Source organism: Desulfoluna sp. CYM3A, assembly GCF_056829965.1.
In genome coordinates, this window is sequence record NZ_CP186556.1 from 3723478 (window position 1) to 3748111 (window position 24634).

Below are 24634 nucleotides of genomic sequence, written 5' to 3' on the forward strand. Positions count from 1 at the left end.
CGTCTTCGCCCGCAACCTCTGCGGGCCGGGCTTAACGCAGACCGTATCCATCACACCTGGTCTCCATGCATAACGGCCGAATGCAGGAATTCTCATCTGTTCAATTTCATCTGCCGTGGTCACCTTATCCCGAGTGGGCGTAAGGGTCCCCGCCGTGTTCGACGTGCATGGGAAGTCGCATGGGGTGCGACATCATGATAGGAGCGCATGGGAAACGCGCACACGCAGGGTCAAGGGATCATCGTGGGGGACCTGCCGGAAAAAACAAAGCCAGGGGAAAACCGTCATATGTAACGTAAGTGAATCAGGCGGGATCAAACCCATAGAAAAGGGGATGTGTCTGTCCTGTCGCACACCTGCCTCTATGGAAGAAAGTATACCATACCCCAACCGGGGCCACAAAAGATTCTTCGATTTTTTCAGTACCTTGAAACCGACCCGTGGGCCGAGCGTTCCCAGGTATCAGAGCCCGTCCACGGCCTCCCGAACCCCCAGAAAAGCCTCCTCCAGGGCATCCACCCCCGCAAGGGCCTCGGCTTCATGGCCCGTCTTCAGGACAAACTCCAGCTCCCGGGCCATGGCGAACAGAAAGGTGGCGGAGATGTTGGACGACGCCCCCTTGATGGCATGCACTTCATGGGCGGCCCGGGAGTAATCCCCGATGCTGACCATGGCACGGATCTCCACCAGGCGGTCGGTGTAGAGGGCCACGAACTTCTCCACGATGGAGCGATAGATCTCATGGCTGCCGCCGATGCGCTCAACCCCCTCTTCGACGTTCAAGACCGGCAAGGAGCCTGTGTCCCCGGAAGTCCCGGAAGCCTTTTGAGGCGTGGGGTCATAGGACGAGACGGCCTCGTGCACCGCATCACCGGAGGCACGGTTCATGTGCAGGGAGAGGACCTCCATCAACCGCTCCCGGTCGATGGGCTTGGGAATGTAATCGTCCATGCCCGCCTCCAGGCACGCTTCACGGTCCCCCTCCATGGCATGGGCGGTCATGGCGATGATGGGCACCCGTGTAAACTTAAGCTCGTTGCGGATAATTCGCGTAGCCTCCATGCCGTCAAGCTGGGGCATCTGCATGTCCATGAGGATGGCGTCGTAGGTCTTCTCCTTGACCCGTTCGATGGCCTGAAGGCCGTTTTCGGCGATCTCCACCCGGATACCGGAAAAGGTGAGGATCTCGGTGGCCACCATCTGGTTAATGCGATTGTCCTCCACCAAAAGGACCGTGGCCCCTTCCACCCCACCGAAGTGACCGGAGAGCCCCGATGACTCGGCAAAGGAGAGGTTGCGGGAGACAACGGCCTCCCCAAAAGTCTCCATGATGGCGTCAAACAGGGTGGAAGGCCTCAGGGGCTTGGTCACCACCCGGTCGATGCCGTACCGGATTTTTCCGTCAAGGCTGGCCCCGACACTGAAGGCATCGAGAAGAATCACCCGGGGACGCCTGCCCTCCTGGCGGGCCAGGGTCCGGGCCAAGGCCACCCCGTCCGTATCGGGCAGGTTCATGTCCACGATGAGAAGGTCGATACCGTGGGTGCCCCCCAGTCGACTGAGGGTCTCCTCGCCGGTCTCACAGCTCTCCACCCCGAACCCGAAGGAGCCCAGCATCCGCTCCAGCACCCCTTTCAAGGTCATGTTGCCTTCGGCCACCAGCACCTGCATGGTCTGAAGGTGGCTCGGCATGTCAAAGGAGGATGCCGCGGGCGCGGACGTATCCCGGGCCATGGGAGCCGTAAAGGCAAAGGAGCTGCCCTCCCCCGGGGTGCTGGCGACCTTGATGCTTCCCCCCATCATCTCCACGAGGCGCTTGCAGATGGCCAGCCCCAGGCCCGTGCCCCCGTACTTCCGGGTGGTGGAGCCGTCTGCCTGGGCAAAGGCGTCGAAGAGGACCGCGCTGGTCCCTGCGTCCAGACCGATGCCCGTGTCGGCCACCTCAAACATCAGGGTCACCTCCGTCTCGCTCTCCCGGGTCACGGTGATGCGCAGGGTGATCTCCCCTTCTTCGGTGAACTTCACGGCGTTGCTGGTGAGGTTCACCAGCACCTGCTGAAGACGAAGGGGATCCCCCACCAGACGCTCGGGAAGCCCTTCACCGATGTCGATGATGAACTCGAGCCCCTTTTCATTGATCTGGTCCAGGAACATGGAGGAGATGTTCTCCACCAGGCTGCTGATATCAAAGGGAGTGGCTTCAAGGTCCAGCTTGCCCGCCTCGATCTTGGACAGGTCGAGAATGTCATTGATGATCCCCAAAAGCGATCGGGCCGAGGTACGGATGATATCCAGGTACTCACGCCGCTGGTCCCGGGTGATCTCTTCGTTCAGCGCCAGGTCGCTCATGCCGATGATGGCGTTCATGGGGGTCCGTATCTCATGGCTCATGTTGGCCAGGAACTCGGTCTTCACCCGGGCGGACTGGTCTGCCGCCTCCTTGGCCTGGGAGAGTTCGTCGTTCATGCGAACCAGCTCCCGGGTCCTGGCATCCACCCGGAGCTCAAGCTCGCCGTGGATCTCCCGGAGTTCCCGGGCCACCTTTTTCCGTTCCTCGATCTCGGCGCGAAGGTTTTTGTTGATGGTGGCCAGCTGGGCGGTGCGCTCCTGGACCCGGTGCTCCAGCTCCAGATTGGCCTGACGCGCCTTCCATCGTTCGTTTTCAAGCTGGCAGGAGATGCAGAAATTCTTGCGGTTGAAGTACTCGAACATGTAGCTGGAGGCCATCCCCACGACATTGGCGGTGACGAAAAAAAAGTTGTTGTTGATCACCACTTTGACCGGGACATCCGAAAAGAAGAGGGCGGCTGCCGTGTACGCCCCGTGAGGAACCAGCAGGAGAGGCTGGCCCAGAAAAACGAAAGGCGGCCGAAGCCGTAACCGAACATGAACACCAGGATCAAGCCGGGGAAGTAGGTGTACCCCACCGGGGAAGGGGCCCGGATCAACATCATGATGATTCCCGTGCCCCCGGTCAGGAGAACCGCCACCAGGAGCGGCTGCTGAATGCGTGCAAAAAGCCGGGTAAAGGAGACACAGAGCACCAGCACCACCACCGGCAGAAAAAACGCAAACCGGATCATGAGAAACGTCGGCAGCAGCTCCGGCACCTGCACCACATCCATAAACCCGAAGAGGATATAGAAGATGGCGGCAAGGACCAGGACAATGCGAACCTGCCAGATGTACTTCTCGTGATCCCTGGCCAGGTAAGCCTCTTCAAGCTGGGCGTCCTCGCCGGAAAATGTAAGGGTAATGGGATTTACTTTCATGCAGCCACTGTTTTAGCTGAATTCCGGAAGGCACCGGAACCCCGGGAGAACAACCAGTTTCATAAAAGCGTGCGAAGGCACCGACCCATGAACATTGACCATCCCAGGCAACCCGGCCACACCTCCGCCGGACACGAAAAAGAAACGATGGGAACATCGGAAAATCACTCACGCGTCCGCAGTTCTGCCCATGGCGTGGTCAGACGCCTGCCCGTCACGCGGTACGCGGCAGCAAAGCTCGTTCACAGGAGGTGTGTTGACATGCAGACCCCGGAAGGATCCGCCTGCCCTGCGGACGCTGATCAAAGAAAACTTACCTGAAAAGGTATGGCATATGAGACAGGTTATTTCAAGAGAGATCGATCATTCGGGTATCCCCGGCATGCCCTCTGCCACCCCGTTCCACCGGGATACGGGCGTTACCCGGTATGGCCATTGAAGGCACCCTCGACCCGTGACATGCCCTGGCCAGGATCAGGCTTTCATCGGCAGCCATGCCCAGCGTTTCCGGGGATAGCCCCATGGCCAGCCCCAGCAGCTGGGGATAGACCACCGGACGGGGCAGCCCCTCTTCCGCGTCGGCCGCTCCGGCAAACTGCAGGTGGCAATACGGGCACCCCGTGGCCACGAGTTCACCCTTCGCCTCACCGATGGCCCGGAGCTTGTTCACCGTCATTTTTATGGAGAGAGCCGAGTTGATCCCATTGAGGGGGGCGCCGCAACAGTCGTACTTCCTCGCGTAATCGACGCTCTCCATGCCGATGGCCTTGACAAGCAGATCAAAAAACTCCGGCACACCGGTTTCGTTGAACTCATTGATGTTGCTCGGCCTCAGCAGGTGGCACCCGTACTGAACCCCTGCCCGTACCCCGGTGAGGGGAGCAACCACCCGCCGGCGAATGGCATCCAGCCCCACCTCGTGGCGCAAAAAGGAGAGAAGGTGAGAAACGCGCACCACGCCCCGATAGACCAGCCCCTCACGCCGCAAAATTGCGTTTACCTCGTCCCTTAAGCGCAGGTCCTGATTCAAGGCGTTCTGGGCATGCTTGAAGCTGCCGTAGCAGCACTTGCACATCACCAGGATATCGCGTCCCGCCTTCTCCGCCAGGGCCAGGTTCCGTGCCGAGGACAACAGGTAGATCTCCCTGTCGGTGTTGCGAAGCGGGTACCCGCAGCAGTTGAACCCCGCAGAGTCGGTATAGTCCACACCAAAGGCATCCAGGACCGCTGTGGTGGCGTCCCGGTATTCGGGCAGGCGTGAAGGGATGGTGCATCCCGAAAAAAGTGCATAGCCCATGATTCTCTATCTCCTCAAACCCGAGCGATGGCCCGACGCAAGGGACCGGCCCTCGCCGGTTCGCCGGTAGGCCCGGTTTTTCAATTCATAAAAAAGGTCCGTCACGCAAACCCCCTGGGGACACGACTCCTGGCACTCGTAACAGGTGAGGCAATTCCAGAGCATGGGCGCCCCTTCGGCCATCTCCTCCTCCCCGAGTTTCAAGGCCTGCACCACCTGGTGAGGCAACAGCCCCAGCTCCTTGCGGGGGTCTGCCACCGCCCCGGCCACAGGGCAGACGCTGGAGCAGCCCCCGCACTGAAAGCAGGCGTCAATACCAAAGGAGGCCAGGGACCGGTCCGCGGGCTGTCCCCCCACACGGATCACCCGGGCCGGGTTCGCAAGGTCCTCGAATCGACCGGCAAGGCGCTTTTTGGTCGGTTCAAGCTGTTGGCTGTCCACCCCACCCTCTTCCATGCAGGAGCCAAAGGCCAGGGGGGAGAGAAACATGGGGTCGCCCTTGCCCGCGTGGAGCAGGTCCCCTTTCATGTGCTGCCAGAGACTCGGCAGATCAATACCTGCGGTGCAGACCCGACCGCAGTTGCCGCAGTCCGTACAGAGGGTCACCCCCTGCCGTGCCCGGTCAAACTCCTCCCCGGAGAGCTCTCTGTGCCCGGCCCGGCCCTTGAAAAAGGCAAGTTTCTCAGAAGGGAGCACCAGGGGGTTGCCCGTGATCTCATAGGCCGGGCGTACCGAGCAGTGCTGGCTGCAGGTGCCGCACCGGGTGCAGGCATCCAGGGCCAGGGCCCGCCGGATGGCAAGGGCCTCTTTGCCGCCCTTTTTTCCGGTGACGGCATTGACGATAAGCGCCATGGGCGTGGAAAACATATGGAACATCTTTCCGTAGGGAATCCATGCCAGAAAGAGCACGCAGCTTACGTAGTGAAACCACCAGAAAAAGGTCACGGCTCCGGCCCGGTCCAGGCGAACGGCCGTCTCTGTGCCGAGGCCCGTGGCCAGGGGATAGCCGGCCACCGCCCACCTGGAGTCTGCATGGCACTCCATGCAGCTCTCTTCGTGAATGGCCTGCCCTCGCTCAAGCTGCAAGGGATCCGGGGTCCCCCTGTGCCCGGGGACAGCCACACCGAACTCTTTCTCCCAATAGGCCTCAAGGGCGGCAATGTCCTGCTCATCGTCCAGCATGCCGTACTCATCCACCATCTCTCCGAACACGGTGTGGGACGAGATCTTCACCGCTTCAAGGAACATCCCTGAAACAACGATACCCGCAAGAATTGCGATGGCACCGTAGTCCATGCCGTTTGAGACCAGCCCCTTGCGGCGCATCATCACCCGGCGTCCCACGGCCATGGCAAGCCCTGCCAGCACCAGGAGCCCGAAGGCATCCCGCAGGAAAAAATAGGGGTTCACCGTGGCATAGTAGTCCGGAAAAAAGCGCTCACTGACGGCCTCTTCAAAGCCGTGCATCAGGGTCAGCCCCATAAACCCGACAAAAATGAGCATGTGCATGGACCACCGGTACCCATCCGCCTTAAGGACCTGGAGCTGCATCACCCCGTGCCTGAGGCACTGCCAGATCACCTGGAGCAGAACCCGCCCCTTCCTGAGCCCGCCGACGCCCCTGGCAAAGGCCTTGAGGCGCGCAAACGGCCCGGCACCCTCGGCCCTTCCCCGTGAAAGGAACCAGACATCACGGGTAAACCAGGCCGAGACCCGGTGCATGCAGCCCAGGGTAAAAAGCCCCACGGAGAGATAAAGCATCCATGTGTCCATAAAGCGTCCTTTTCGTCTGCGGGTTATCGTAAATAAGCCTTGGGCCATTGCCTTCAACCAGCCCTCGGGCTCCGAGGGGAGAATCGTACGGAGCCATCCTCCCAAAGGCATTGATGAGAGCCTGAACCAGCATGTGCTCACCCGCCCACACATCCAACAAACCCCATAAGAAAACAGACCCTTAAAATCACACACCCCATCAATCCGCCACGGCACCGCCCGGAAAAAGTCTCGAAAAAAGGACCCATCCAAGGTCCCCCGGCAGACAGGAAACCATGCCAGACCTTCCGGGAGTCACGGGGCTGGGCCGGGTTGATTTGCCCCTGGGGCACACCCAAGGCCCGGGATAGGGATTCCGGCTGATTTTTTATGCGCGCATGCGTATTGCCTTTGGAGGCTTCATCGGTTATACATTCAACCTGTTGCCAGCGTAGGACCCGGGGCAAAAGGGACCCGAAGCCCAGTCTTCGACACCCCTTAAGGCCATGGCACCGCGCCGCAGAAGCGGACAGGAACCCGGGGACGTTTCCATAGACCGCCCCCCTTTCCAACGCTTTGTTTACGCGCCCCGACACGTTTTTGGATCAGCGCACCACCTTTATTATCCTTGGATAGCGACCCATGATACGAAAAGCCACCATTCAGGACATCAAACAGATTCACGCCCTCCTCTCGGAATACGGAAACCGCGGGGAACTCCTCTCCCGCCCCTTGAGCGAGCTCTACGACCATGTGAGGGATTTTTTTGTGTACGAGGACCGGGAAGCGGGAATCATCGGATGCGGGGCCCTGCAGTTCTGCTGGGAAGACCTCGCCGAGGTGCGCTCCCTTGCCGTCCACCCCGATCACACCGGCAAGGGCATCGGCAAGATGCTGGCCCAGAGTGCTCTGGACGAGGCCGTGGCCTTCGGTATCAAGGATATCTTCACCCTCACCTACCGACCGGGATTCTTTGAAAAGATGGGTTTCGGCATCATCGACCGATCGGAACTTCCCTTAAAAATCTGGAGTGACTGCATCACCTGCGTGAAGTTCCCGGACTGCGATGAGATCGCCATGCGCCGCCACCTGATTTAAAACCGGCAGCAAGAAGCCGTTTTCTATAAAACAAAAAAAAACGCCCCGTCGACAACCTTTGTCAACGGGGCGTTTTTTGTTTGTGGGTGTCGGAAACCGGACCTTTTCGGCTGGATCAGGTGTAACTGACGTTCACACTCAACAGGGGATATTTCCACACACCGGGCTTGGGCATGATCAGCTGATTGCAGATGGTGGTCCAGGCAGTCTCCGCCTTGATGGCACGGATCTTCCCGTCCTGGGGAGGCCTGGCCGGCGGTGTGTGGTCGTAGTCCACGCGGAGGATGCAGACCCCGTCCTTCTCCTCGTAATCGATGACATAATTGCTGGTGAAGGTCTCCAGGTTCATGGAATTCTCTTCGGACACCTCGAGCATCTCCTGGAGGGTGAACCGCACCAGAATGTACCGGGAAATACCCCGCTCGGAGAATCGCAGCACGGAGCGCGACTCGCTGCTGGAGACGTAAACCGTTGAGATGGAGTTGAGCCGCTTCAGGTACTGGGCCGCCACACTGGCCGCCGTGCGCCGCCCACCCGCCATGATGGGCAGGCCGTACATCTCAAAAAACTTCTTCTGGATATCCTCGGCGGTCTTGTCGCCGCGCTCGTACAGATCCTTGATGATATAGCGCAGGTCCTTGCCCATCTCTTCGGCAGCCTCGGAAATGGGCCAGTCGATGCGCACGTGGTAGTGGGAAAGGGCGTACCGGTCCGTGGCACGGGAGACCGGGTCCCTCTGGATAAGCAGGGCATAATCCACGGGGAGCATCTTGCGAAGAAACCCGCTGAACCCGATGGAGTCCAGGTACTTCCAGCCACGGTCGAACTCGTCCGAAAGGTCCAGGACTCCCGAGGCGATAAGGTTGCTCTTCACCGTCTTGTTGACATCGAAAAAACGGATGTACTTTTTATAGGACGCGGGAAGGGTGTCCTCGATAAAGATGATGAGAAAAGCGTTGTGCTCCTCATACTCCTGGCCGGGAATACGCGCCCTCGGTTTGAGCTCTCGCCGCTCGACAAAGGGGTAATCCATGTTGTTTTTCTTAAAATTATCGTACGACTCCACCAAGCCGTATTGCAGGACAAACTCATCCAGATCGTCCCGCAGCACTTCGTAATAGACGCGCCTCAGTTTATGGGCGCGGCTGAGCTCTTCCCTGTAGCCCCAGTATCCCAAAGGACCCCCCGTCAAAGGTGTATCGCCCGACCCCGCCTCGTTGCAGGGTGAGCGTCGTTCATGTAGTGATCCGCGACAACGTGTTGTCCGAACGCCTGTGACTCGGCAAAGCGAAACGGACACGTCCCCGGACGCATAAGCATAATTGAGGTGGCAGTGGTGTCAGCGACTTGTCAACACGGCAGACTAAGAGGCCGGAAACGAAGGGAACGCAAGGGAGGCGAAAAGGCAGATCGCCCACTCGGCGCGTCTGTTGCCCCCTGGCCTAACCTGCTGAATTCTTTCTGTGTAGGGAAGCCCCTGCAGGTACGCAACGCGCGTTCAGAGCCCTTGAAGTGCCGGAGCAAGTCCTGTGATCCGAAGTTTTAGCGGTTCATGGCTGGACACATCACAACATCTTGTACCATGTTTCCTGGGGAGGGTCAACCGGATTGCGCACAGAACTGAACGTATAGGCTGCTATTTCAGCGTGTTTTAAAGCCCTTTCCGTCCAACAAAAACGGCCCCGGCTTCAGCAAGGAAGCATCGGGACCGTTTATTTTCGCGCATTATCGCTTAAAAATGGTGTTTTTCAGCGACAGACATGGCAGACAAATGCCACCTTTATCCCTCAAGGTAGGTCACGCCGGGCAGGGGCTTGCCCTCCATAAGGGTCAAAAAAGCACCGCCACCGGTGGAGACATAGGAGACCTTATCCACGGCACCGGCCATGTGAAGGGCCACGTCGGTATCCCCCCCGCCCACCACGGTAAGAGCTTCAGCCTCGGCAACAGCGGCCACCAGCCCCAGGGTCCCCTTGCTGAAGGGCGCCATCTCAAAGGCCCCCATGGGACCGTTCCAGACGATGGTCTTGGCCTGGGCCACCACCTGGGCGTAGGTTTTGACGGTTTCCGGACCAATGTCCAGCATCATGGTGCCGTCGGGAATGGAATCCACAGGCACCGCCTCGAAGTCGGCCTCGGCGCTGAACTCTTTTGCCACCAGACCATCCTCGGGCAGGTACAGAGGAATCCCCTCGCCAGGCGACGGCGCGGGCATTTTCCAGCATCTCGTTCCCCACCAGGGAGTTGCCCACGGAGAGGCCCTGGGCCTTGAGGAAGGTGTTGGCCATGGCACCGCCGACGATCACCTTGTCCACAACGTTGAGCATGTTGGTGAGGGCCCCCAGCTTGCTGGAAATCTTGGCACCGCCGATGATGGCCACCAGGGGACGCACCGGCTCCCCCATGGCTTTGTTGTAGAAATCAATCTCCTTTTCCAGAAGGAGACCTGCGGCCTTCTCGGCCACCTGCTCGGTGATGGCGGCCACCGAAGCATGGACCCTGTGGGAGACAGAAAAACCATTGTTGATATACACATCGCAAAGGCGGGCGAGCTTGGCGGCAAAGGCCGCGTCGTTGGCCTGCTCTTCGTCGTAGTAGCGCAGGTTTTCAAGGAGCAGCACCTCACCGCCCTTCATGGACGCCACCATGGACTCCACCTCGTCTCCCACGCAATCCGGGGCCATGGTCACCTCACGACCCAGAAGGCCGGAGAGGTGCTTGGCCACAGGAGCCAGGCTCATCTCGGGAACGCGCTTGCCCTTGGGACGGCCGAGGTGGGAGGCCAGGATCACCTTGGCACCCTGCTCCAGGGCGTAGGTGATGGTGGGCAGGGAGGTGCGCACGCGGATGTCGTCGGTGATGTTCAGCCCAGCGTCCATGGGCACGTTAAAATCCACACGGATAAAGACCCGTTTTCCTGTAATGTCCAGTTCCTTGATTGTCTTCATCGATTTTTGTCCTTAAATAGAAATTGAGTGGAAAAAAGCGACCCGGCGAACCGTTGCGTCGCCGAAAAGGTGCTTTATACTTTTCCTTTTTTCCCTTTACCGGCCAGGGCCTTCTTCCTGGACCAACGCGCCAGAAAGGAGAGGTTCCCCGCATCGTAGGCCCTGTCGATGCGCTCTTCACGCACGGTGTCCGCATCAGGGTCGGACGACAGGGCAGACCGCAGGCACTGGGTTTTATGGGGGCAGGCCATGCAGCGCTCCGGGGAGTGGCGCAGGCCGTCCTCGCTAAGGGGAAACACCTCCTCCATCACCCCGTAACACACCGGCTTTTTGGGTTCGTCGCTCACTACAGGCAACTCCTTATGGTTCAGGGCCCGGAGGCCACCGCCTCGGCCTCACGGACGAAGCGGTCAATGTAGCCGTGTTCGGCAAAACTGTAATGGCCGGAAGCGCCGATGACCAGGTGTTCATGGACCGTGATGCCCATGACCTGCAAGGCGCCCACCAGCTTTTTGGTCACGCGGATGTCTTCGCCGGACGGGTCCGGCTCCCCGGAGGGATGATTGTGGGCGAAGATCACGGCCGCCGCTTTGTGGGAAAGGGCCGAGCTCACCACCTCCCGCGGGTAGACCGCGCTGGAAGTAAGGCTCCCTTCAAAGAGCACGTCCGATGCCACCACGCGGTTCTTGGCGTTCAGGTACACCGCCACAAAACACTCCCGCCGCCGATGACCGATGGTAAGGGTCAGGTAGTCCATGAGCTCCCGGGAGTTGAGAATCCGGGGCTGGTGGACCATCCGCTCCTCCAAGTAACGGCCCGCCACCTCCTTGATGAGGCGCAGGCCGAAGAGGTTCGTGGCACCGATGCCGGGTATCTCCATGAGCTCCCTGTCCTCGGCCTCGAACACCGCCTGAAGGGACCCGAAGCGCGTAAGGGCCGCCTTGGCAGGCCCCTTGCAGTCCCTCCGGGGCGTTGCCAGGGTCAGAAGCAGCTCCACCACCTCGTAGTCGTGAAAGCCTTCAAGGCCACCTGCAAGAAAGCGCTCCCGCAACCTCTGCCGATGCCCCTGCCGGTCATCCGTCTCCCCCGTCGCCATCTTAAACCCCTCCTCAAGTCCGCACATGCTCAAGGGCTCTCGTCCCTTGGGCTTGTCACATGTGCTGACGGGCTGCGCCCGTGTAAGCCTCCGGCGGCCCTGCCGGGGGCTCAACTTTTAAAAAGTTTAACAAACAGGTTTCAACATCCGTTTCGAATGGATTCTGCTTTAAAGGTGGCTCACCTTGCAGCCAAAGGCATCGTCTTACAGATCCATCTCGTTTTTCAGGTCCCGGGTCATGAGGCGACGGATGGACTCCGCCGGATCCCGGCCGTCAAAGAGGATATGGTACACCTCGTTGCAGATGGGCAGCTCCACCCCCAGTTTGTGGGAGAGGTTGTAGACCGAACGGGTGGTCTTCACCCCTTCGGCCACCATGCGCATCTCATCCAGGATCTGGTCCAGGCTCATGCCCTGGGCGATCTTCATGCCCACGGTGTGGTTACGGCTGAGATTCCCCGTGCAGGTGAGGATCAGGTCCCCCACCCCGGCAAGGCCGGAAAAGGTCAGGGGCTCGGCACCCATGGTCAGGCCCAGGCGCTTCATCTCGGTGAGCCCCCGGGTGATCAGGGCGGCCCGGGGGTTCAGGCCTGCGTCCATGCCGTCGCACATGCCCGCGGCAATGGCGATGATGTTCTTCATGGCCCCGCCGATCTCCACGCCGATGGGGTCGTTGTTGGCGTAGACCCGGAACACGGGGGAGGCAAAAACGCTCTGGACAGTCCGAGCCACCTCGGGGTCCTTACCGGCCACGGCCACCACCGTGGGAACCTTGGCGGCCACCTCTTTGGCAAAGCTGGGGCCGGAAAGCACGGTGATCTGCCCTTCGGGGATCTGGGGGAGGCACTCGGCCAGAACCCCTGTCATGGTGAGGTGGGTCTTGTTCTCAATGCCCTTGGAGGCGCTCACCACAATGGTCTTTTCATCCATAAAGGGAGCCATCTCCGTGGCGATGTTCCGCATGTGATGGGAAGGCACCACCACAAGAACCAGGTCCTTGCCGCCCACGGCCTGCTTGAGGTCGCAGGTGGGGGTGATGATGTCGGGAAGCGTGGCACCGGGCAGGAACACCTTGTTCTCACCGGATGCCCGTTCAGATACCGTACTCACCTCCTCTTCAAACACCCAGAGGTCCAGCTCAAATCCATTTTCCGCCAGCAGAAACGCCAGGGCCGTCCCCCAGCTTCCGCCGCCGACAACCCCGATCTTCATTGTCTTGTTGTCCATACAGTCCTTGTCTGTTGCTTGTATCGTCCCGTCGACCCGTCGTCGCCCGCGTTTTCGTGCGGACGGGGCATCCAGAAAGCCCGCCGTGGTGCGGTGGCCGGAGGGCTTTGGTACCCATGATGGTTTACGAACAGTTCGCAGGATGGTTAAAGAAAAAATGTCCTTAAACGAAAAATGGCGGGGCAAGCCCCGCCATCTTTATCATAATCTATGCATCATCGGTGGGCCCTTGGGCCTCCCCCGAATCCTCTTCCGGGGCATCGGGCTCGTGGGGCGAGCCCTCCTCGGAAGCATCGGCCTCAGGGGCTTCGCCCCCGGCCCCCTCAAGGGCCTCGGCCTCGTCGTCTTCTTCCTCTTCCTGCAGTCGCCACGAACCGCCCCGGCCACATGCTCCCCGTCGTCCAGACGGAAGAGCTTGACACCCTGGGTGTTTCGGCCCACCACGGAGACGTCTTTGACCTTGATGCGGATGAGTTTACCGCTGTTGGTCATCATCATGACGTCATCCTCGTCGTCCACGAGGAGCAGGGAGGCCACGTTACCGTTCCGCGCGGAGGTCTTAATGGAGATAACCCCTTTGCCGCCTCGGCCCCTCAAGGGGTATTCCTCGACGGGCGTACGCTTTCCGTAGCCGTTTTCCGTGACCATCAGCACCTTCTCCCCGGGATGGAGGACCTCCATGCTCACCAGGTAGTCGTCATCTACGAGCCGCACCCCGCGGACACCCTTGGCGCTTCGGCCGGAGGCGCGGACATCGGTCTCTTTGAACCGCACCGCCTTGCCCTCACGGGTGGCCATGAGAACATCCATGGCACCGTCGGAGAGACGGGCAGAGACCAGTTCGTCGCCGTCGGCAAGGCCCACGGCAATGATGCCCCCCTGTCGGGGACGGCTGTAGGCCATGAGGTCTGTCTTCTTCACCGTGCCGTTGCGGGTGGCGACCACTACAAACTGCCCATCTTTGAACTCGGGCACGGCAAGCACCGTGGTGAGCCTCTCGCCTTCCACAAAGTTGAGGAAGTTGACGATGGCCCGCCCCTTGCTCGTCCGGCTCGCCTGGGGAAGCTCGTAGACCTTGCTCCAGTAGACCCGGCCGAGGTTGGTGAAGAAAAGGAACATATGGTGGGTGGAAGCCACAAAGAGCTTCTCCACGAAATCGTCATCACGGGTGGCCATGCCCACGCGGCCCTTGCCGCCCCGGCGCTGGCTCTCATAAACACTGATGGGCGTTCGCTTGATGTACCCGCGGGTGGAGACGGTCACCACCATGTCCTCTTCTTCGATGAGGTCTTCCAGGGAAATATCGCCGGTGGCCTCCACGATCTTGGTGCGGCGTTCGTCGGCAAACTCTTCCCGGATGGTGGTCAGCTCGTCTTTGATGATGTTGAGCACGATGCGCTCGCTGCCCAGGATCTCCTTGAACCAGGCGATGTCTTTCAAGACCCCTTCGTACTCTTCCAGGATCTTTTCGCGCTCCAGGCCGGTGAGGCGCTGCAGGCGCATGTCCAGAATGGCCTGGGCCTGAAGGTCGGAAAGGCCGAAGCGGCTTTTCAGCCCCTCTTTGGCTTCCACCGGGTTCTTGGACTTGCGGATCAGGGCCACCACCTCGTCAAGGTTGTCCAGGGCGATCTTGAGGCCTTCTAATATATGGGCGCGGGCTTCTGCTTTCCGAAGGTCGTAGACCGTCCTTCGGACCACCACCTCTTTTCGGTGCAGCAAGAAGTGATCGAGGAGCTCGCGAAGGGTGAGGAGCTCGGGCCGGTTGTTCACAACGGCCAGCATGATCACCCCGAAGCTGCTCTGCATCTGGGTGTGCTTGAAGAGCTGGTTGATCACCACCTCTCCCATGTGGTCCCGCTTGACCCCCATGGCGATGCGCATACCCTTTCGGTCGGACTCGTCCCGCACATAGCGGATGCCCTCGATGACCTTGGCTTTCACCAGCTCGGCGATCTTTTCGATGAGGCGCGCCTTGTTCACCTGGTAGGGAAGCTCGTGGACAACGATGGTCTCGCTGTCGTCTTTCTTGGCCTTTTCAATCTCCACCTTGGCGCGAATCTTGATGATCCCCTTGCCGTTTGTGTAGGCTTCGCGGATCCCCTTGCGGCCGTAGATAATACCGCGGGTGGGAAAGTCCGGCCCGGGGATGTACTCCATGAGCTCTTCGCTGGTGAGCGCCGGGTTTTCGATTAAGGCACACACACCGTCGATCACCTCCCCCAGGTTGTGGGGGGGGATGTTGGTGGTCATGCCCACGGCAATCCCTGAGGAGCCGTTCACCAGAAGGTTGGGGAACTTGGCGGGAAGCACCGCGGGTTCAAGAAGGGATTCGTCGTAGTTGGGAACCCAGTCCACGGTCTCTTTGTCGAGATCCGCCAGCATCTCATGGGCAATCTGCCGCATGCGCACTTCCGTGTATCGCATGGCCGCGGCCGAGTCGCCGTCGATGCTGCCGAAGTTGCCCTGGCCGTCCACCAGGGTGTACCGAAGGGAAAAGTCCTGGGCCATACGTACGATGGTGTCATACACGGCCGTATCGCCGTGGGGGTGATACTTACCGATGACATCACCGACGATACGCGCCGATTTCTTGTAAGGCTTGTTCCAGTCGTTTTTCAACTCCCGCATGGCAAACAGAGACCTGCGGTGTACCGGTTTGAGTCCATCCCGGACATCGGGAAGGGCCCGGCCGATGATGACGCTCATGGCATACTCAAATCTGAGTCGTCTCGGTCTCGAGGCTGATATGAGGAGAGCTTTCCAGTTGATCATAGGGTTCACTACCTTCATCTGCTAACGTGCATGTCCAAAGTCGCAATGGCACCTGTATCCGAAAAAACCGACAATCGGAAATTCGTGACGGCCTCGCAAACGTTGGGGACCTTCGGGAAAAAACCCCATGCAGGGAAACCGGCCTTTGGGGCCGGCCCGCTGATCGGTGTATGTCGGGCCGGAGAGTACACCCCTGCCCGCCTGGCCGGCACACGTCACGAATGGCCGACCCGTTTTTTTCCTGAAGTCCCTTGCATTTAAAATTCATCGCCTCGGGGACCCGAAGCGCCCGGTTTCACGGGCTATACAGGAAGAAGCCATCCTGTGGGGGATGGCTACTCGTCAAGGTTTTCTTCCGAGACCTCATCAAGGTGGATCCGGGTTTGTCCCTCGGGCTCCACAAGGCTTTTGTAACTCTTATTATATATATCCGATAAGGTCAAAAAAAAGGTGACCACAAGAGGGCCGTAGATGATCCCGAGAATCCCGAAAAGCTGGAGTCCGCCGATAATCCCCAGAAAGACCAGGAGGGTATGCATCTTGATGCGCTTGCCCACCACCGCCGGTTTAAACAGGTACTCCACCCCCCCGGAGAGAACCCCGTAGATCACCAGGACGGCAATCCCCGCCCCCATGCGCCCTATGACCATGAGCCAGACAGCCACGGGCAGAAAGATGATCCCGATGCCCACGATGGGCAGAAAGGCGAAAAAGGCCATGAGCACGCCCCAGAGAACCGGGGAGCGAAAGCCCAGAAACGCAAACACCACCCCCCCGACCACGCCCTGGATCATGCCGCTGATACCGTTGACCACCAGCACGGCCCCTGCCATGTCCTTGAACTTCACGAACAATTTGGTGTCCTGGTCGTCGGGCAGCGGAGACAGGTCGATGATGTACTGAAGCAGACGGTGACCGTCCAGAAGCAGGTAATAGATGATGATCAGCATCAGGATAAAATTGATGACGAACTTCAACAGGTTGGAAGCAACGGCGTTGGCCTGGTTCAAAAGCGTCAGCCCCACGGACTTGCCCATGTCCGTGATGGGCTGGATGAGCTCGTCAAAGGTGAGGCTCAGGTCGAAGTTGGCCAGGATGCTGTTGATCCGCCCCAGGATGTTCCGGGAAACGAAAAACTGCTTGACCGCATCCACCACCTCCGGGCTCACGGCCCTGATATAAAAGTTGTGGACCTCGTTGGCCAGAACCCCCACGAACAACACGATGGGGACAAACAGCACCAGAAAAATAAGAACACAGGTAAAAAACGAGGCGTACCCGGGAGGCACCCGGCGTTTGAAAAGGGTGTACACGGGAAAAAAAATACCGCTGACCACGGCCCCCATGACAAGCACGGAGACAAAGGGCCAGAGCAGTTTTCCAAGCAGAAACAGCGAAATAAGAAAAAGGATCAGGAAAAACCAGAGAATCAGGTCGCGGGGTGTTTTGTCCAGCATAGAAATAAAGATCCACACCCCCGGGCATGGCCCCGGCTAAAGGGCTCATCGGGGTGTCATGGGCCGAAAAGGGGCGGGGCCGACATATCCGGCCTTGCCGCCCCCCGGCTGAAATGGGCTACTTCCGAAGGATCGAGAACACACCCGCAAAGAGCAGGGTTTCATAGATCACAACGGGAAGTAATGCGTGACCGAAAAGGGCAAAGACGATGCCGCCGCCCATAATGGCGGGAACACCGGAAAAGATCATGATACCAGCCTTCTGTGCCTTGTCCATCGTATCAAAAGCCTCCTTGGTTTAAGCAGCATATCGCAAAATCAATCGATTTTCCCTTAAATCGAGTGATTTACATGTAACAACAACGCCCTCCCAAGTAAAGCAAAAAAGCCCCGGGCAAGGGATCTTGACGAGATGTCAGAAGGGCAAAAAGGGGTGCGCATCCCTTGCCGACGGCCAGCGGCCGCTGACACACAAGAAAACCGCCTGAAAAAAAGGGCAGATACCTGCAGGGACGCCCACACACAAACGCCGGGGCGCGTCCGGCCTGTGAAGCAGGCCGAGCGCCGCACCGCAGTGCACAGAACGCCAGGGCGATTTTTGTTGCTCACGAACTTACCGCTCGATCACCATGGCCATGCCCATGCCGCCGCCGATGCACATGGAGATCATGCCGGTGGCAAGATTTTCCCTCTGCATCTGGTACATGCCGGTGACCATCTGGCGGGCCCCGGTGGCTCCGATGGGGTGACCCAGGGAAATACCGCTGCCCAGCTGATTGGGCTTGTCCACGGGAATGTTCAGCTCCCGCATGCAGCCGATGGCCTGGGAGGCAAAGGCCTCGTTGAGTTCAATCATCTCGATGTCGGAAACGCTCATACCCAGGCGCCCCATGACCTTCCTTACAGCCGGGATGGGCCCCAGGCCCATGTACGCGGGATCAAGGCCGCCGGAGGCAAACCCCTTGATCCTGACGATGGGGGTGAGCTCAAGCTCTTTTGCCTTCTCTTCGGTCATCAGAAGAACCGATGCCGCGCCGTCGTTGATGCCCGAGGCGTTGCCCGCTGTGACCGACCCGTCTTTTTTAAAGGCAGGGCGCATGCGGGCCAGTTTTTCCATGGAGGTCTCCATGGGCCGCTCGTCCACGTTGAAAATCGTGTCCCCCTTGCGGCCCTTGATGACCACATCGGCGATCTCGGGCTTGAACACGCCGGTCTTGATGGCGCCCAGGGCCCGGTTGTGGGAGAGCAGGGCCAGCTCGTCCTGCTCCTGGCGGGTGATGCCGTATTTTTCAACGATGTTCTCGGCGGTGATTCCCATGTGGTAGCCGTAGAAGATCTCGTAGAGGCCGTCAAAGACCATGAGGTCCGTAACCTGGCCCACGCCGGTGAGCTCCATGCGGTGACCCCATCGCGCCTTGGGCAGGGCCATGGGGGCGTTGCTCATGGACTCCATGCCGCCTGCCAGCACCACCTCGGCCTGGCCGCACATGATGGACTGGGCAGCAAGGGCAATGGCCTTCAGGCCGGAGCCGCATACCTTGTTCAGGGAAAAGGTGGGGGTCTCCTTGGGAAACCCGGCACGGATCATGGACTGGCGCGCAGGGTTCTGCCCCTGGCCCGCCTGGAGTACATTGCCCATGATCACCTCGTCCACGACAACCGGGGTGGCGGACTCATCCCAGTCGCGACCCTTGGCTTCCAGCTCGGTGATGCCCTGGTCTTTCAACGCGTCGGGACAGGCTGCGCGCATCTCATCACTCAGGTCGGGGCGGAGGCCCGCCTTCTTCAGGGTCTCTTTCATGACCACGGCCCCCAGATCGGCCACACCGACACTCTTGAGTCCGGCACCAAAGGTGCCGACGGCGGTCCGTGAACCGCTGACAATCACAACATTTTTCATGGATTCCTCCCGTTTGTATATTTTGTCATGACTCTGCGAACGTTTCTGCTATGATGAAAAGCTTGATGATCACGTGCGAAAACAAGCGTCGCAACGGCCTGTTTTATCGCACCAAGATGTAACAGAACCGCTAACAAAAGACAACATACGTCATGTGCCTGATCCTTGTTTCCCTAAAGAGTCACCCGTCCTTTCCTCTTATTATCGCCGCCAACCGCGATGAGTTCTATGCACGCGAAACCGCCCCCATGGCCTGGCACGACAGTGCTCCGCCCGTCCTCTGCGGCACCGACCTCAAAGAGGGAGGCACCTGGATGGGGGTTACCGAGACCGGCCGGTTCGCCGCCCTCACCAACCACCGGGACCCCTCCCGCATCAAGCCGGACGCAGCCTCCAGGGGCTGGATCGTCTCCGAGTTCCTGAAAGGGACAGACGACGCACCGGCCTTTGCCGAAGCCCTGAGCCGGACCCGGCAAAACTACAACGGTTTCAACCTCCTCTTCGGCACCGTGGACCGCCTCTACCACTACAGCAATATCTCCGACACCCTCACCGAGCTGCCCCCCGGGGTCCACGGCGTCAGCAACGCCCTGCTCAACACCCCCTGGCCCAAGGTGCAGACCGGAAAAAAAGAGCTGGGCGCCCTTGCCCACCCTGACGAAGAGGCCCTCTTTTCCCTTCTTGCCGACCAGGCCGTGCCCGAGGACGCCCTCCTCCCCGACACCGGCATGACCCTGGAATGGGAACGCATCTTAGGGCCCCTGTTCATCCACAGCGAGGTCTACGGCACCCGCTCCAGCTGCCTTGTCACCCTGGACACAGACCGCACCCTCACTGCCACGGAGCGCACCTACACCCCCGCCGGTCCCGCCGACATCAACGGCGAGCGACGGTTTCAGTTCTCGGTATAAGAAAAATGCAAGCCTCCGGCGGCCAGGTGGGGGCACCTGGAAACCCTATGGCGAATGCATGAAGGCAGCCATTCAGCTTGCGTTATCGGGGCATTCGCGTGATGTGTGACATCCAGCAACCGCCGTTGCAAGAGAGGCCCATTTCATTCTTCTAAAAACACGATGAAGAACTTTGGGGTTTGCTTGACTTTAAGCGGAATGACTCCGGCGGCGAGGGTGGCGAAAAGAGACCTTTTTTATTCTTCGAAAAACAGACATGGGTCTCTCAGACAAAAAAGGGCACCGAGGGCTAACCGTTGAAACAATGGCGAATGTGATTTTCCCTGAGGAACGAAGGGGAAAGCGCATTTGCAACCTGCTTTCAAGGTGGCACACCTTGCCGCCGGCAATGCGGTTAAATCCACAAGGGACAAGTGGCAACAACGTATCCTGTTACGTCGAAGCTTGTGAACCAGCCAGCATAAACCATCGGCGTTTATGTCGGGCGAAGCCCGAGCCGAAGGCCCTTGCGCTTTGGCCCGAGGAACGAGGGACAAAGCGCAAGGGCTATATGCTTTCGAGGTGGCTCACCTCGCCGCCGGAGGCACGCTTTTTACCGGTCACTTTAACCATAGAAGGCATCTTCTCTTAGCGTTTCTTTTTTGTCCTTGAAATCATCTCTTTCCAGGCGGAAAGGCGGGGACCGACCACGGACTCATAGCCTCGATCGGTGGGGGTGTACCAGCTCTTATCGCTGATCTCGTCGGGGAGGTACTGCTGGGGGACGAAGCCTCCGGGGTAGTCGTGGGCGTAGCGATAGCCCTCTTTGTAGCCCAGGTTCTTCATGAGTTGGGTGGGGGCGTTGCGGATGTGCTTGGGAACGGGAAGGGAGCCGCCTCTGTCCACCTCTTCCCGCACGGCGGCAAGGGCGGTGTAGACGCTGTTGCTCTTGGGAGCGGTGGCAAGGTAGACCGCGGCCTGGGCCAGGGCGCGCTCCCCTTCGGCGGCACCCAAAAATTTGTAGGCTTCCATGGCGTGCAGGGCCATGGACAGGGCGGCAGGGTCGGCCATGCCGATGTCTTCGGTGGCCACGGCAGCCATGCGACGGGCGATATAGAAGGGATCTTCCCCGGCCTTGAGCATGCGCACCATCCAGTAGAGGGCCGCATCCGGGTCGCTGCCCCGCAGGCTCTTGTGGAAAGCGGAGATGAGGTTGTAGTGCTCGTCGCCGCTCTTGTCGTAGCGGACGGCCTTGCGCTCCAGGAGGGTCTCGGCGTCGGCCAGCACCACACGGCAGCCTTTACCCGCCTCCATGCGCTTTTGCTCCACCATGATCTCCAGGGTGTTGAGGGCCGTTCGTACATCGCCGTCGGCCATGCGCACCAGGTGGTCCAGGGCCTCGTCGTCCACGGCCACGTCCATGCGGGCCAACCCGCGGTCCTTGTCCTCCATGGCACGTTTCAGCACCTTGAAGATGGTCTCGTGGGACAAGGGTTTCAGGGTCACCACGCGGACACGGGACAAAAGGGCGGGGATCACTTCAAAGGAAGGATTTTCCGTGGTGGCGCCCAGCAAGGTGATGAGCCCGCTCTCCACATGGTAGAGAAAGGCGTCCTGCTGGGCTTTGTTGAATCGGTGGATCTCGTCCACGAACAGAACGGTCTGACGCCCTTTGAGATTGCGCTCCTTCTTGGCCTCGTCGATCACAGCCCGCACGTCCTTGACACCGGAGAGTACCGCCGAGATCTTGATGAAGCGGCACTTGGTCTCCGAGGCAATGATGGAGGCCAGGGTGGTTTTACCGCAGCCGGGAGGGCCCCACATGATCATGGGGAAGATGTGGTCCGTGGCAAGGGCGCTTGAAATATAAGCCTGCCCCGTCGGGGGATGCTCCTCCGCCAAGACGACTGCCGCAAGGGTCCGGGGACGCATGCGCTCGGCCAGCGGCGCGTTTAAGTTGCCGTGTTCCTCATTTCTGTATTCAAACAGATCCATACCCACCCAAATGGCTTTCCCGATGTCGGACGTGTTTTTCGTTAGAAGTATGCCTTCTATGGCCAAAGTCGCAAGAAAACGAATGCCTCCGGCGGCGAGGTGAGCCACCTCGAAAGCTTATTGCCGCTGCGCTTTGCCCCTCGTTCCTCGGGCCAAATCGCAACGGCCTTCGGCTCGGGCTTCGCCCGAAACATATGCTGGTGGTTTATACGAGCGACACGACAAGCCCTGAAGGGTTAGGACTCGTTATCGTAACCCGTTGCTTATCAGGTTTAACCGGCCTCTCCTCGGCGACCAGGAGGGGGCACCTGAAACCCCTATCCCGGATATTTCACGAGTCGAGTGCACCCATATTCAAGGCATCAGAGCTGCAGATGTAGTTGTTTACCTCAAAGCTCTGATAACGCAGAAGATGGGTGCGCTGCGCAAATCAAACCGCAAACGTCGATTTACATTTTGCATTTTCAAAATAGCTGTTTTTTTATTGTAGCCATTCGACATAATGATGTTTTCTTTTTGACTGGTTGTTTTCTCATGAAATATCCGGGCTATATCGGCGGCACCACCGCCGGGCCCCTCGCAGCTTCCGCCGTAAAAGCGGAAACCGAGGGGACAAAGGGCTTATCACTGCCCGTCGCGTTTCAATTTCTTGAGCCGTTGCTTTTCCCGCTCTTTTTTCTTCTGGATCTTGTTGCGGCTCTCCTTGTCCTTGTGCCCTTTGTTCCGAGTGTTGGTGTTCTCCTCGGGCTTGGGCCCGAACTCCATGCGCCCGGTCTTTTCCCGGAAGATGTGTTTGATGGGCGGCAGAGGAAATCACGAATCTGGTTCATGAGGAACCGGCGGTACGAGAAGTGCACCGCGTCCGGGTAGTTCACAAAGGAGACAAAGGTGGGGGGCTTCACAGACACCTGGGTGTTGTAGAAGAACTTCAGCCGCTTGCCCTTGTGAAGGGGGGGCGGGGTCCGCTCTGTTGCCCACTCGATGATGCGGTTTGCGTCCCCGGTGGAGACGCGGGTGTTGTACTGATCGTACACGCTTCGGATCTGCCCGAAGATCTTCTCCACGCGCTGGCCGGTGAGGGCCGAGATGGTGGTAAAGGGGGCAAAGGAGAGGAACTTGGCGCCCATGTCCAGGCGTTCCTTGAACAGTTTGGGGTTCTTCTCCCGCTCGGGAACCAGGTCCCACTTGTTGAAGACGAAGATCACCCCGCACCCTTTTTCATGGGCGTATCCGGCCACGGTGACATCCTGGTCGGTGACCCCTTCGGAGGAGTCGATGAGGATCAAGGCCACGTCACAGCGGTCCATGCTCTTGATGGCCTTTAAGACGGAGAACTTCTCCAGCTTGTCCTTGACCTTGCCTTTTCTCCGGATGCCCGCGGTGTCGATGAACCGGTAGAGCTGGCCGTCGCGCTTGAGCATGGTGTCCACGGCATCCCGGGTAGTACCGGCCACGTCGCTCACCACCAGGCGCTTCTGCCCGGTGAGGCGGTTGATAAGGGATGATTTCCCGGCGTTGGGGCGTCCCACCACGGCCACGTTGACGATCTCCTCTTCCTCTTTGGGGTAGGCTGCCGCCTCGGGAAAGGAGGCCACCAGGTCGTCGAGGAAATCAGGCACGCCGTAGCCATGCTCGCCGGAAACCGGATAGGGATGGTCGATGCCCAGAGAATAGAAGTCGTAGAGGTTCTCCTCCTGCTTCTCTCCGTCGATCTTGTTGACCACATAAAACACCTTGGGATGGGACTCCCGAAGGATGGTCACCAGGTCGCGGTCGTAAGGAGAGATTCCCCCTTTTCCGTCCAGGACCATGACCACGGCGTCGGCCTCGGCCACAGCCTGGGTCACCTGGTCCCGAATGGCGCCCGCAAAGGCGTCTTCGTCGTCGATGAGGTATCCGCCCGTGTCCACCAGCAGAAACGGGGCGTCGTTCCAGAGGGCTTCGCCGTAGTGGCGGTCCCGGGTGACACCGGGCATGTTGTCCACGAGGGCCGTCCGGCTTCGTGTGATGCGGTTGAACAGGGTGGATTTGCCCACATTGGGGCGTCCAATGATGGCGACGATGGGTTTCATGGGTCTTGTCCGTATGGAATTAATCTGGGAGGGTACCGGCGCGGGCGCCTGAATTGAACATACAGGGTTGCATGGAACATGTCACCCTTTTCCAACTGGAAAGGAGCTGCCCAACCCGGTTTTCCCCACACAAAAAAGGGGCTGACTGGATTTTCAGTCAGCCCCTCGTGAAATCAAGTGGCGTCCCCAAGGGGATTTGAACCCCTGTCGCCGGCGTGAAAGGCCGGTGTCCTGGACCAGGCTAGACGATGGGGACATCGTGGTGGGTCGTACTGGGCTCGAACCAGTGACTCTCTGCTTAAAAGGCAGATACTCTACCAACTGAGTTAACGACCCATATGTTCTTTGATCGGGTCTTAAGGCGAAATGGCGTCCCCAAGGGGATTTGAACCCCTGTCGCCGGCGTGAAAGGCCGGTGTCCTGGACCAGGCTAGACGATGGGGACACATGGTGGGTCGTACTGGGCTCGAACCAGTGACTCTCTGCTTAAAAGGCAGATACTCTACCGACTGAGTTAACGACCCGTAATGCGCCTTAAAAGACTCTAAAATGCAGTGTGGCGTCCCCAAGGGGATTTGAACCCCTGTCGCCGGCGTGAAAGGCCGGTGTCCTGGACCAGGCTAGACGATGGGGACGCATGGTGGGTCGTACTGGGCTCGAACCAGTGACTCTCTGCTTAAAAGGCAGATACTCTACCGACTGAGTTAACGACCCGCTGCGTCTCAAAGACTCGAAGCTTATACTCAACTTGTGACGCAGGTGTCAAGCCGAAAGTCACATAAAAATGACGATTCGTGCAGGCACGCGACACAGCACCGGTCTAAACCGGTGCATTCACCCCAGATAGAGGCACACCCC

Annotated in this window: 17 protein-coding genes, 6 tRNA genes and 1 pseudogene; 2 read left to right on the plus strand and 22 right to left on the minus strand. The window is 59.3% G+C overall.

The window, feature by feature from the left end; translation table 11 throughout:
* Positions 1-462: 462 nt before the first annotated feature.
* The 4 genes from ACOYW1_RS18965 to ACOYW1_RS18980 all read right to left on the minus strand — a co-directional run bounded on the left by ACOYW1_RS18965 (position 463) and on the right by ACOYW1_RS18980 (position 6342).
* Positions 463-2775, minus strand: coding sequence for a hybrid sensor histidine kinase/response regulator (locus tag ACOYW1_RS18965; protein ID WP_482419294.1), 2313 nt, complete (start codon positions 2773-2775; stop codon positions 463-465).
* Positions 2769-3272, minus strand: a complete 504-nt coding sequence (locus ACOYW1_RS18970; protein ID WP_482419295.1) for a hypothetical protein — start codon at positions 3270-3272, stop codon at positions 2769-2771. The genes ACOYW1_RS18965 and ACOYW1_RS18970 overlap by 7 nt, the downstream gene beginning before the upstream one ends.
* Positions 3273-3621: 349 nt before the next feature.
* The gene (locus tag ACOYW1_RS18975; protein ID WP_482419296.1) at positions 3622-4569 is read right to left on the minus strand and encodes a CoB--CoM heterodisulfide reductase iron-sulfur subunit B family protein; all 948 of its coding nucleotides are present in this window, start codon (positions 4567-4569) and stop codon (positions 3622-3624) included.
* Between the two features lie 6 nt (positions 4570-4575).
* Positions 4576-6342, minus strand: a complete 1767-nt coding sequence (locus tag ACOYW1_RS18980; protein WP_482419297.1) for a 4Fe-4S dicluster domain-containing protein — start codon at positions 6340-6342, stop codon at positions 4576-4578.
* Positions 6343-6963: 621 nt separating this feature from the next.
* Here ACOYW1_RS18980 and ACOYW1_RS18985 point away from each other — a divergent pair.
* Positions 6964-7419 (plus strand): N-acetyltransferase, encoded by a 456-nt coding sequence (locus tag ACOYW1_RS18985; RefSeq protein WP_482417371.1) that lies wholly within the window; start codon positions 6964-6966, stop codon positions 7417-7419.
* A gap of 115 nt (positions 7420-7534) precedes the next feature.
* On the opposite strand, the gene ACOYW1_RS18990 is transcribed toward ACOYW1_RS18985, so the two are convergent.
* From ACOYW1_RS18990 to ACOYW1_RS19035, 10 genes and pseudogenes are all read right to left on the minus strand, one after another.
* On the minus strand, positions 7535-8596 hold the full coding sequence (locus ACOYW1_RS18990; RefSeq protein ID WP_482419298.1) for a hypothetical protein: 1062 nt from the start codon (positions 8594-8596) through the stop codon (positions 7535-7537).
* Positions 8597-9199: 603 nt separating this feature from the next.
* On the minus strand, positions 9200-9634 hold the full coding sequence (gene pgk / locus ACOYW1_RS18995; RefSeq protein ID WP_482419299.1) for a phosphoglycerate kinase: 435 nt from the start codon (positions 9632-9634) through the stop codon (positions 9200-9202).
* A gap of 46 nt (positions 9635-9680) precedes the next feature.
* Positions 9681-10367: pseudogene (locus tag ACOYW1_RS19000) on the minus strand (phosphoglycerate kinase); the annotation flags it as partial.
* A gap of 74 nt (positions 10368-10441) precedes the next feature.
* Positions 10442-10714: a hypothetical protein gene (locus ACOYW1_RS19005; protein WP_482417374.1), complete on the minus strand. Its 273-nt coding sequence runs from the start codon at positions 10712-10714 to the stop codon at positions 10442-10444.
* Between the two features lie 20 nt (positions 10715-10734).
* Positions 10735-11463 carry a RadC family protein gene (radC, locus tag ACOYW1_RS19010; RefSeq protein WP_482419300.1) on the minus strand — a complete coding sequence of 243 codons (729 nt, stop codon included), beginning with the start codon at positions 11461-11463 and terminating at the stop codon, positions 10735-10737.
* A gap of 204 nt (positions 11464-11667) precedes the next feature.
* Complete coding sequence (locus tag ACOYW1_RS19015) at positions 11668-12690, minus strand: NAD(P)H-dependent glycerol-3-phosphate dehydrogenase (RefSeq protein WP_482419301.1); 1023 nt, start codon at positions 12688-12690, stop codon at positions 11668-11670.
* A 201-nt stretch (positions 12691-12891) separates the two neighbouring features.
* Positions 12892-15396, minus strand: a complete 2505-nt coding sequence (gene gyrA / locus ACOYW1_RS19020) for a DNA gyrase subunit A (protein WP_482419302.1) — start codon at positions 15394-15396, stop codon at positions 12892-12894.
* Positions 15397-15797: 401 nt separating this feature from the next.
* Positions 15798-16919, minus strand: coding sequence for an AI-2E family transporter (locus ACOYW1_RS19025; protein WP_482417378.1), 1122 nt, complete (start codon positions 16917-16919; stop codon positions 15798-15800).
* Positions 16920-17037: 118 nt separating this feature from the next.
* Positions 17038-17196, minus strand: a complete 159-nt coding sequence (locus ACOYW1_RS19030; protein ID WP_180140537.1) for a hypothetical protein — start codon at positions 17194-17196, stop codon at positions 17038-17040.
* A 336-nt stretch (positions 17197-17532) separates the two neighbouring features.
* Positions 17533-18819, minus strand: a complete 1287-nt coding sequence (locus tag ACOYW1_RS19035) for a thiolase family protein (protein WP_482417379.1) — start codon at positions 18817-18819, stop codon at positions 17533-17535.
* Positions 18820-18971: 152 nt separating this feature from the next.
* On the opposite strand from ACOYW1_RS19035, the gene ACOYW1_RS19040 reads away from it, so the two are divergent.
* The gene (locus ACOYW1_RS19040; protein WP_482419303.1) at positions 18972-19730 is read left to right on the plus strand and encodes an NRDE family protein; all 759 of its coding nucleotides are present in this window, start codon (positions 18972-18974) and stop codon (positions 19728-19730) included.
* 627 nt (positions 19731-20357) lie between these two features.
* On the opposite strand, the gene ACOYW1_RS19045 is transcribed toward ACOYW1_RS19040, so the two are convergent.
* From ACOYW1_RS19045 to ACOYW1_RS19080, 8 genes are all read right to left on the minus strand, one after another.
* Positions 20358-21704, minus strand: a complete 1347-nt coding sequence (locus ACOYW1_RS19045) for a replication-associated recombination protein A (RefSeq protein WP_482419304.1) — start codon at positions 21702-21704, stop codon at positions 20358-20360.
* Positions 21705-22345: 641 nt separating this feature from the next.
* Complete coding sequence (gene der, locus ACOYW1_RS19050; RefSeq protein ID WP_482419305.1) at positions 22346-23776, minus strand: ribosome biogenesis GTPase Der; 1431 nt, start codon at positions 23774-23776, stop codon at positions 22346-22348.
* Positions 23777-23954: 178 nt separating this feature from the next.
* A tRNA-Glu gene (locus ACOYW1_RS19055) sits at positions 23955-24032 on the minus strand.
* Between the two features lie 4 nt (positions 24033-24036).
* Positions 24037-24112, minus strand: a tRNA-Lys gene (locus tag ACOYW1_RS19060).
* Between the two features lie 31 nt (positions 24113-24143).
* Positions 24144-24221: transfer RNA gene (locus ACOYW1_RS19065), tRNA-Glu, on the minus strand.
* A 3-nt stretch (positions 24222-24224) separates the two neighbouring features.
* Positions 24225-24300 (minus strand) — tRNA-Lys (locus ACOYW1_RS19070).
* Positions 24301-24333: 33 nt separating this feature from the next.
* Positions 24334-24411, minus strand: a tRNA-Glu gene (locus tag ACOYW1_RS19075).
* A gap of 3 nt (positions 24412-24414) precedes the next feature.
* Positions 24415-24490, minus strand: a tRNA-Lys gene (locus ACOYW1_RS19080).
* Between the last annotated feature and the right edge of the window lie 144 nt (positions 24491-24634).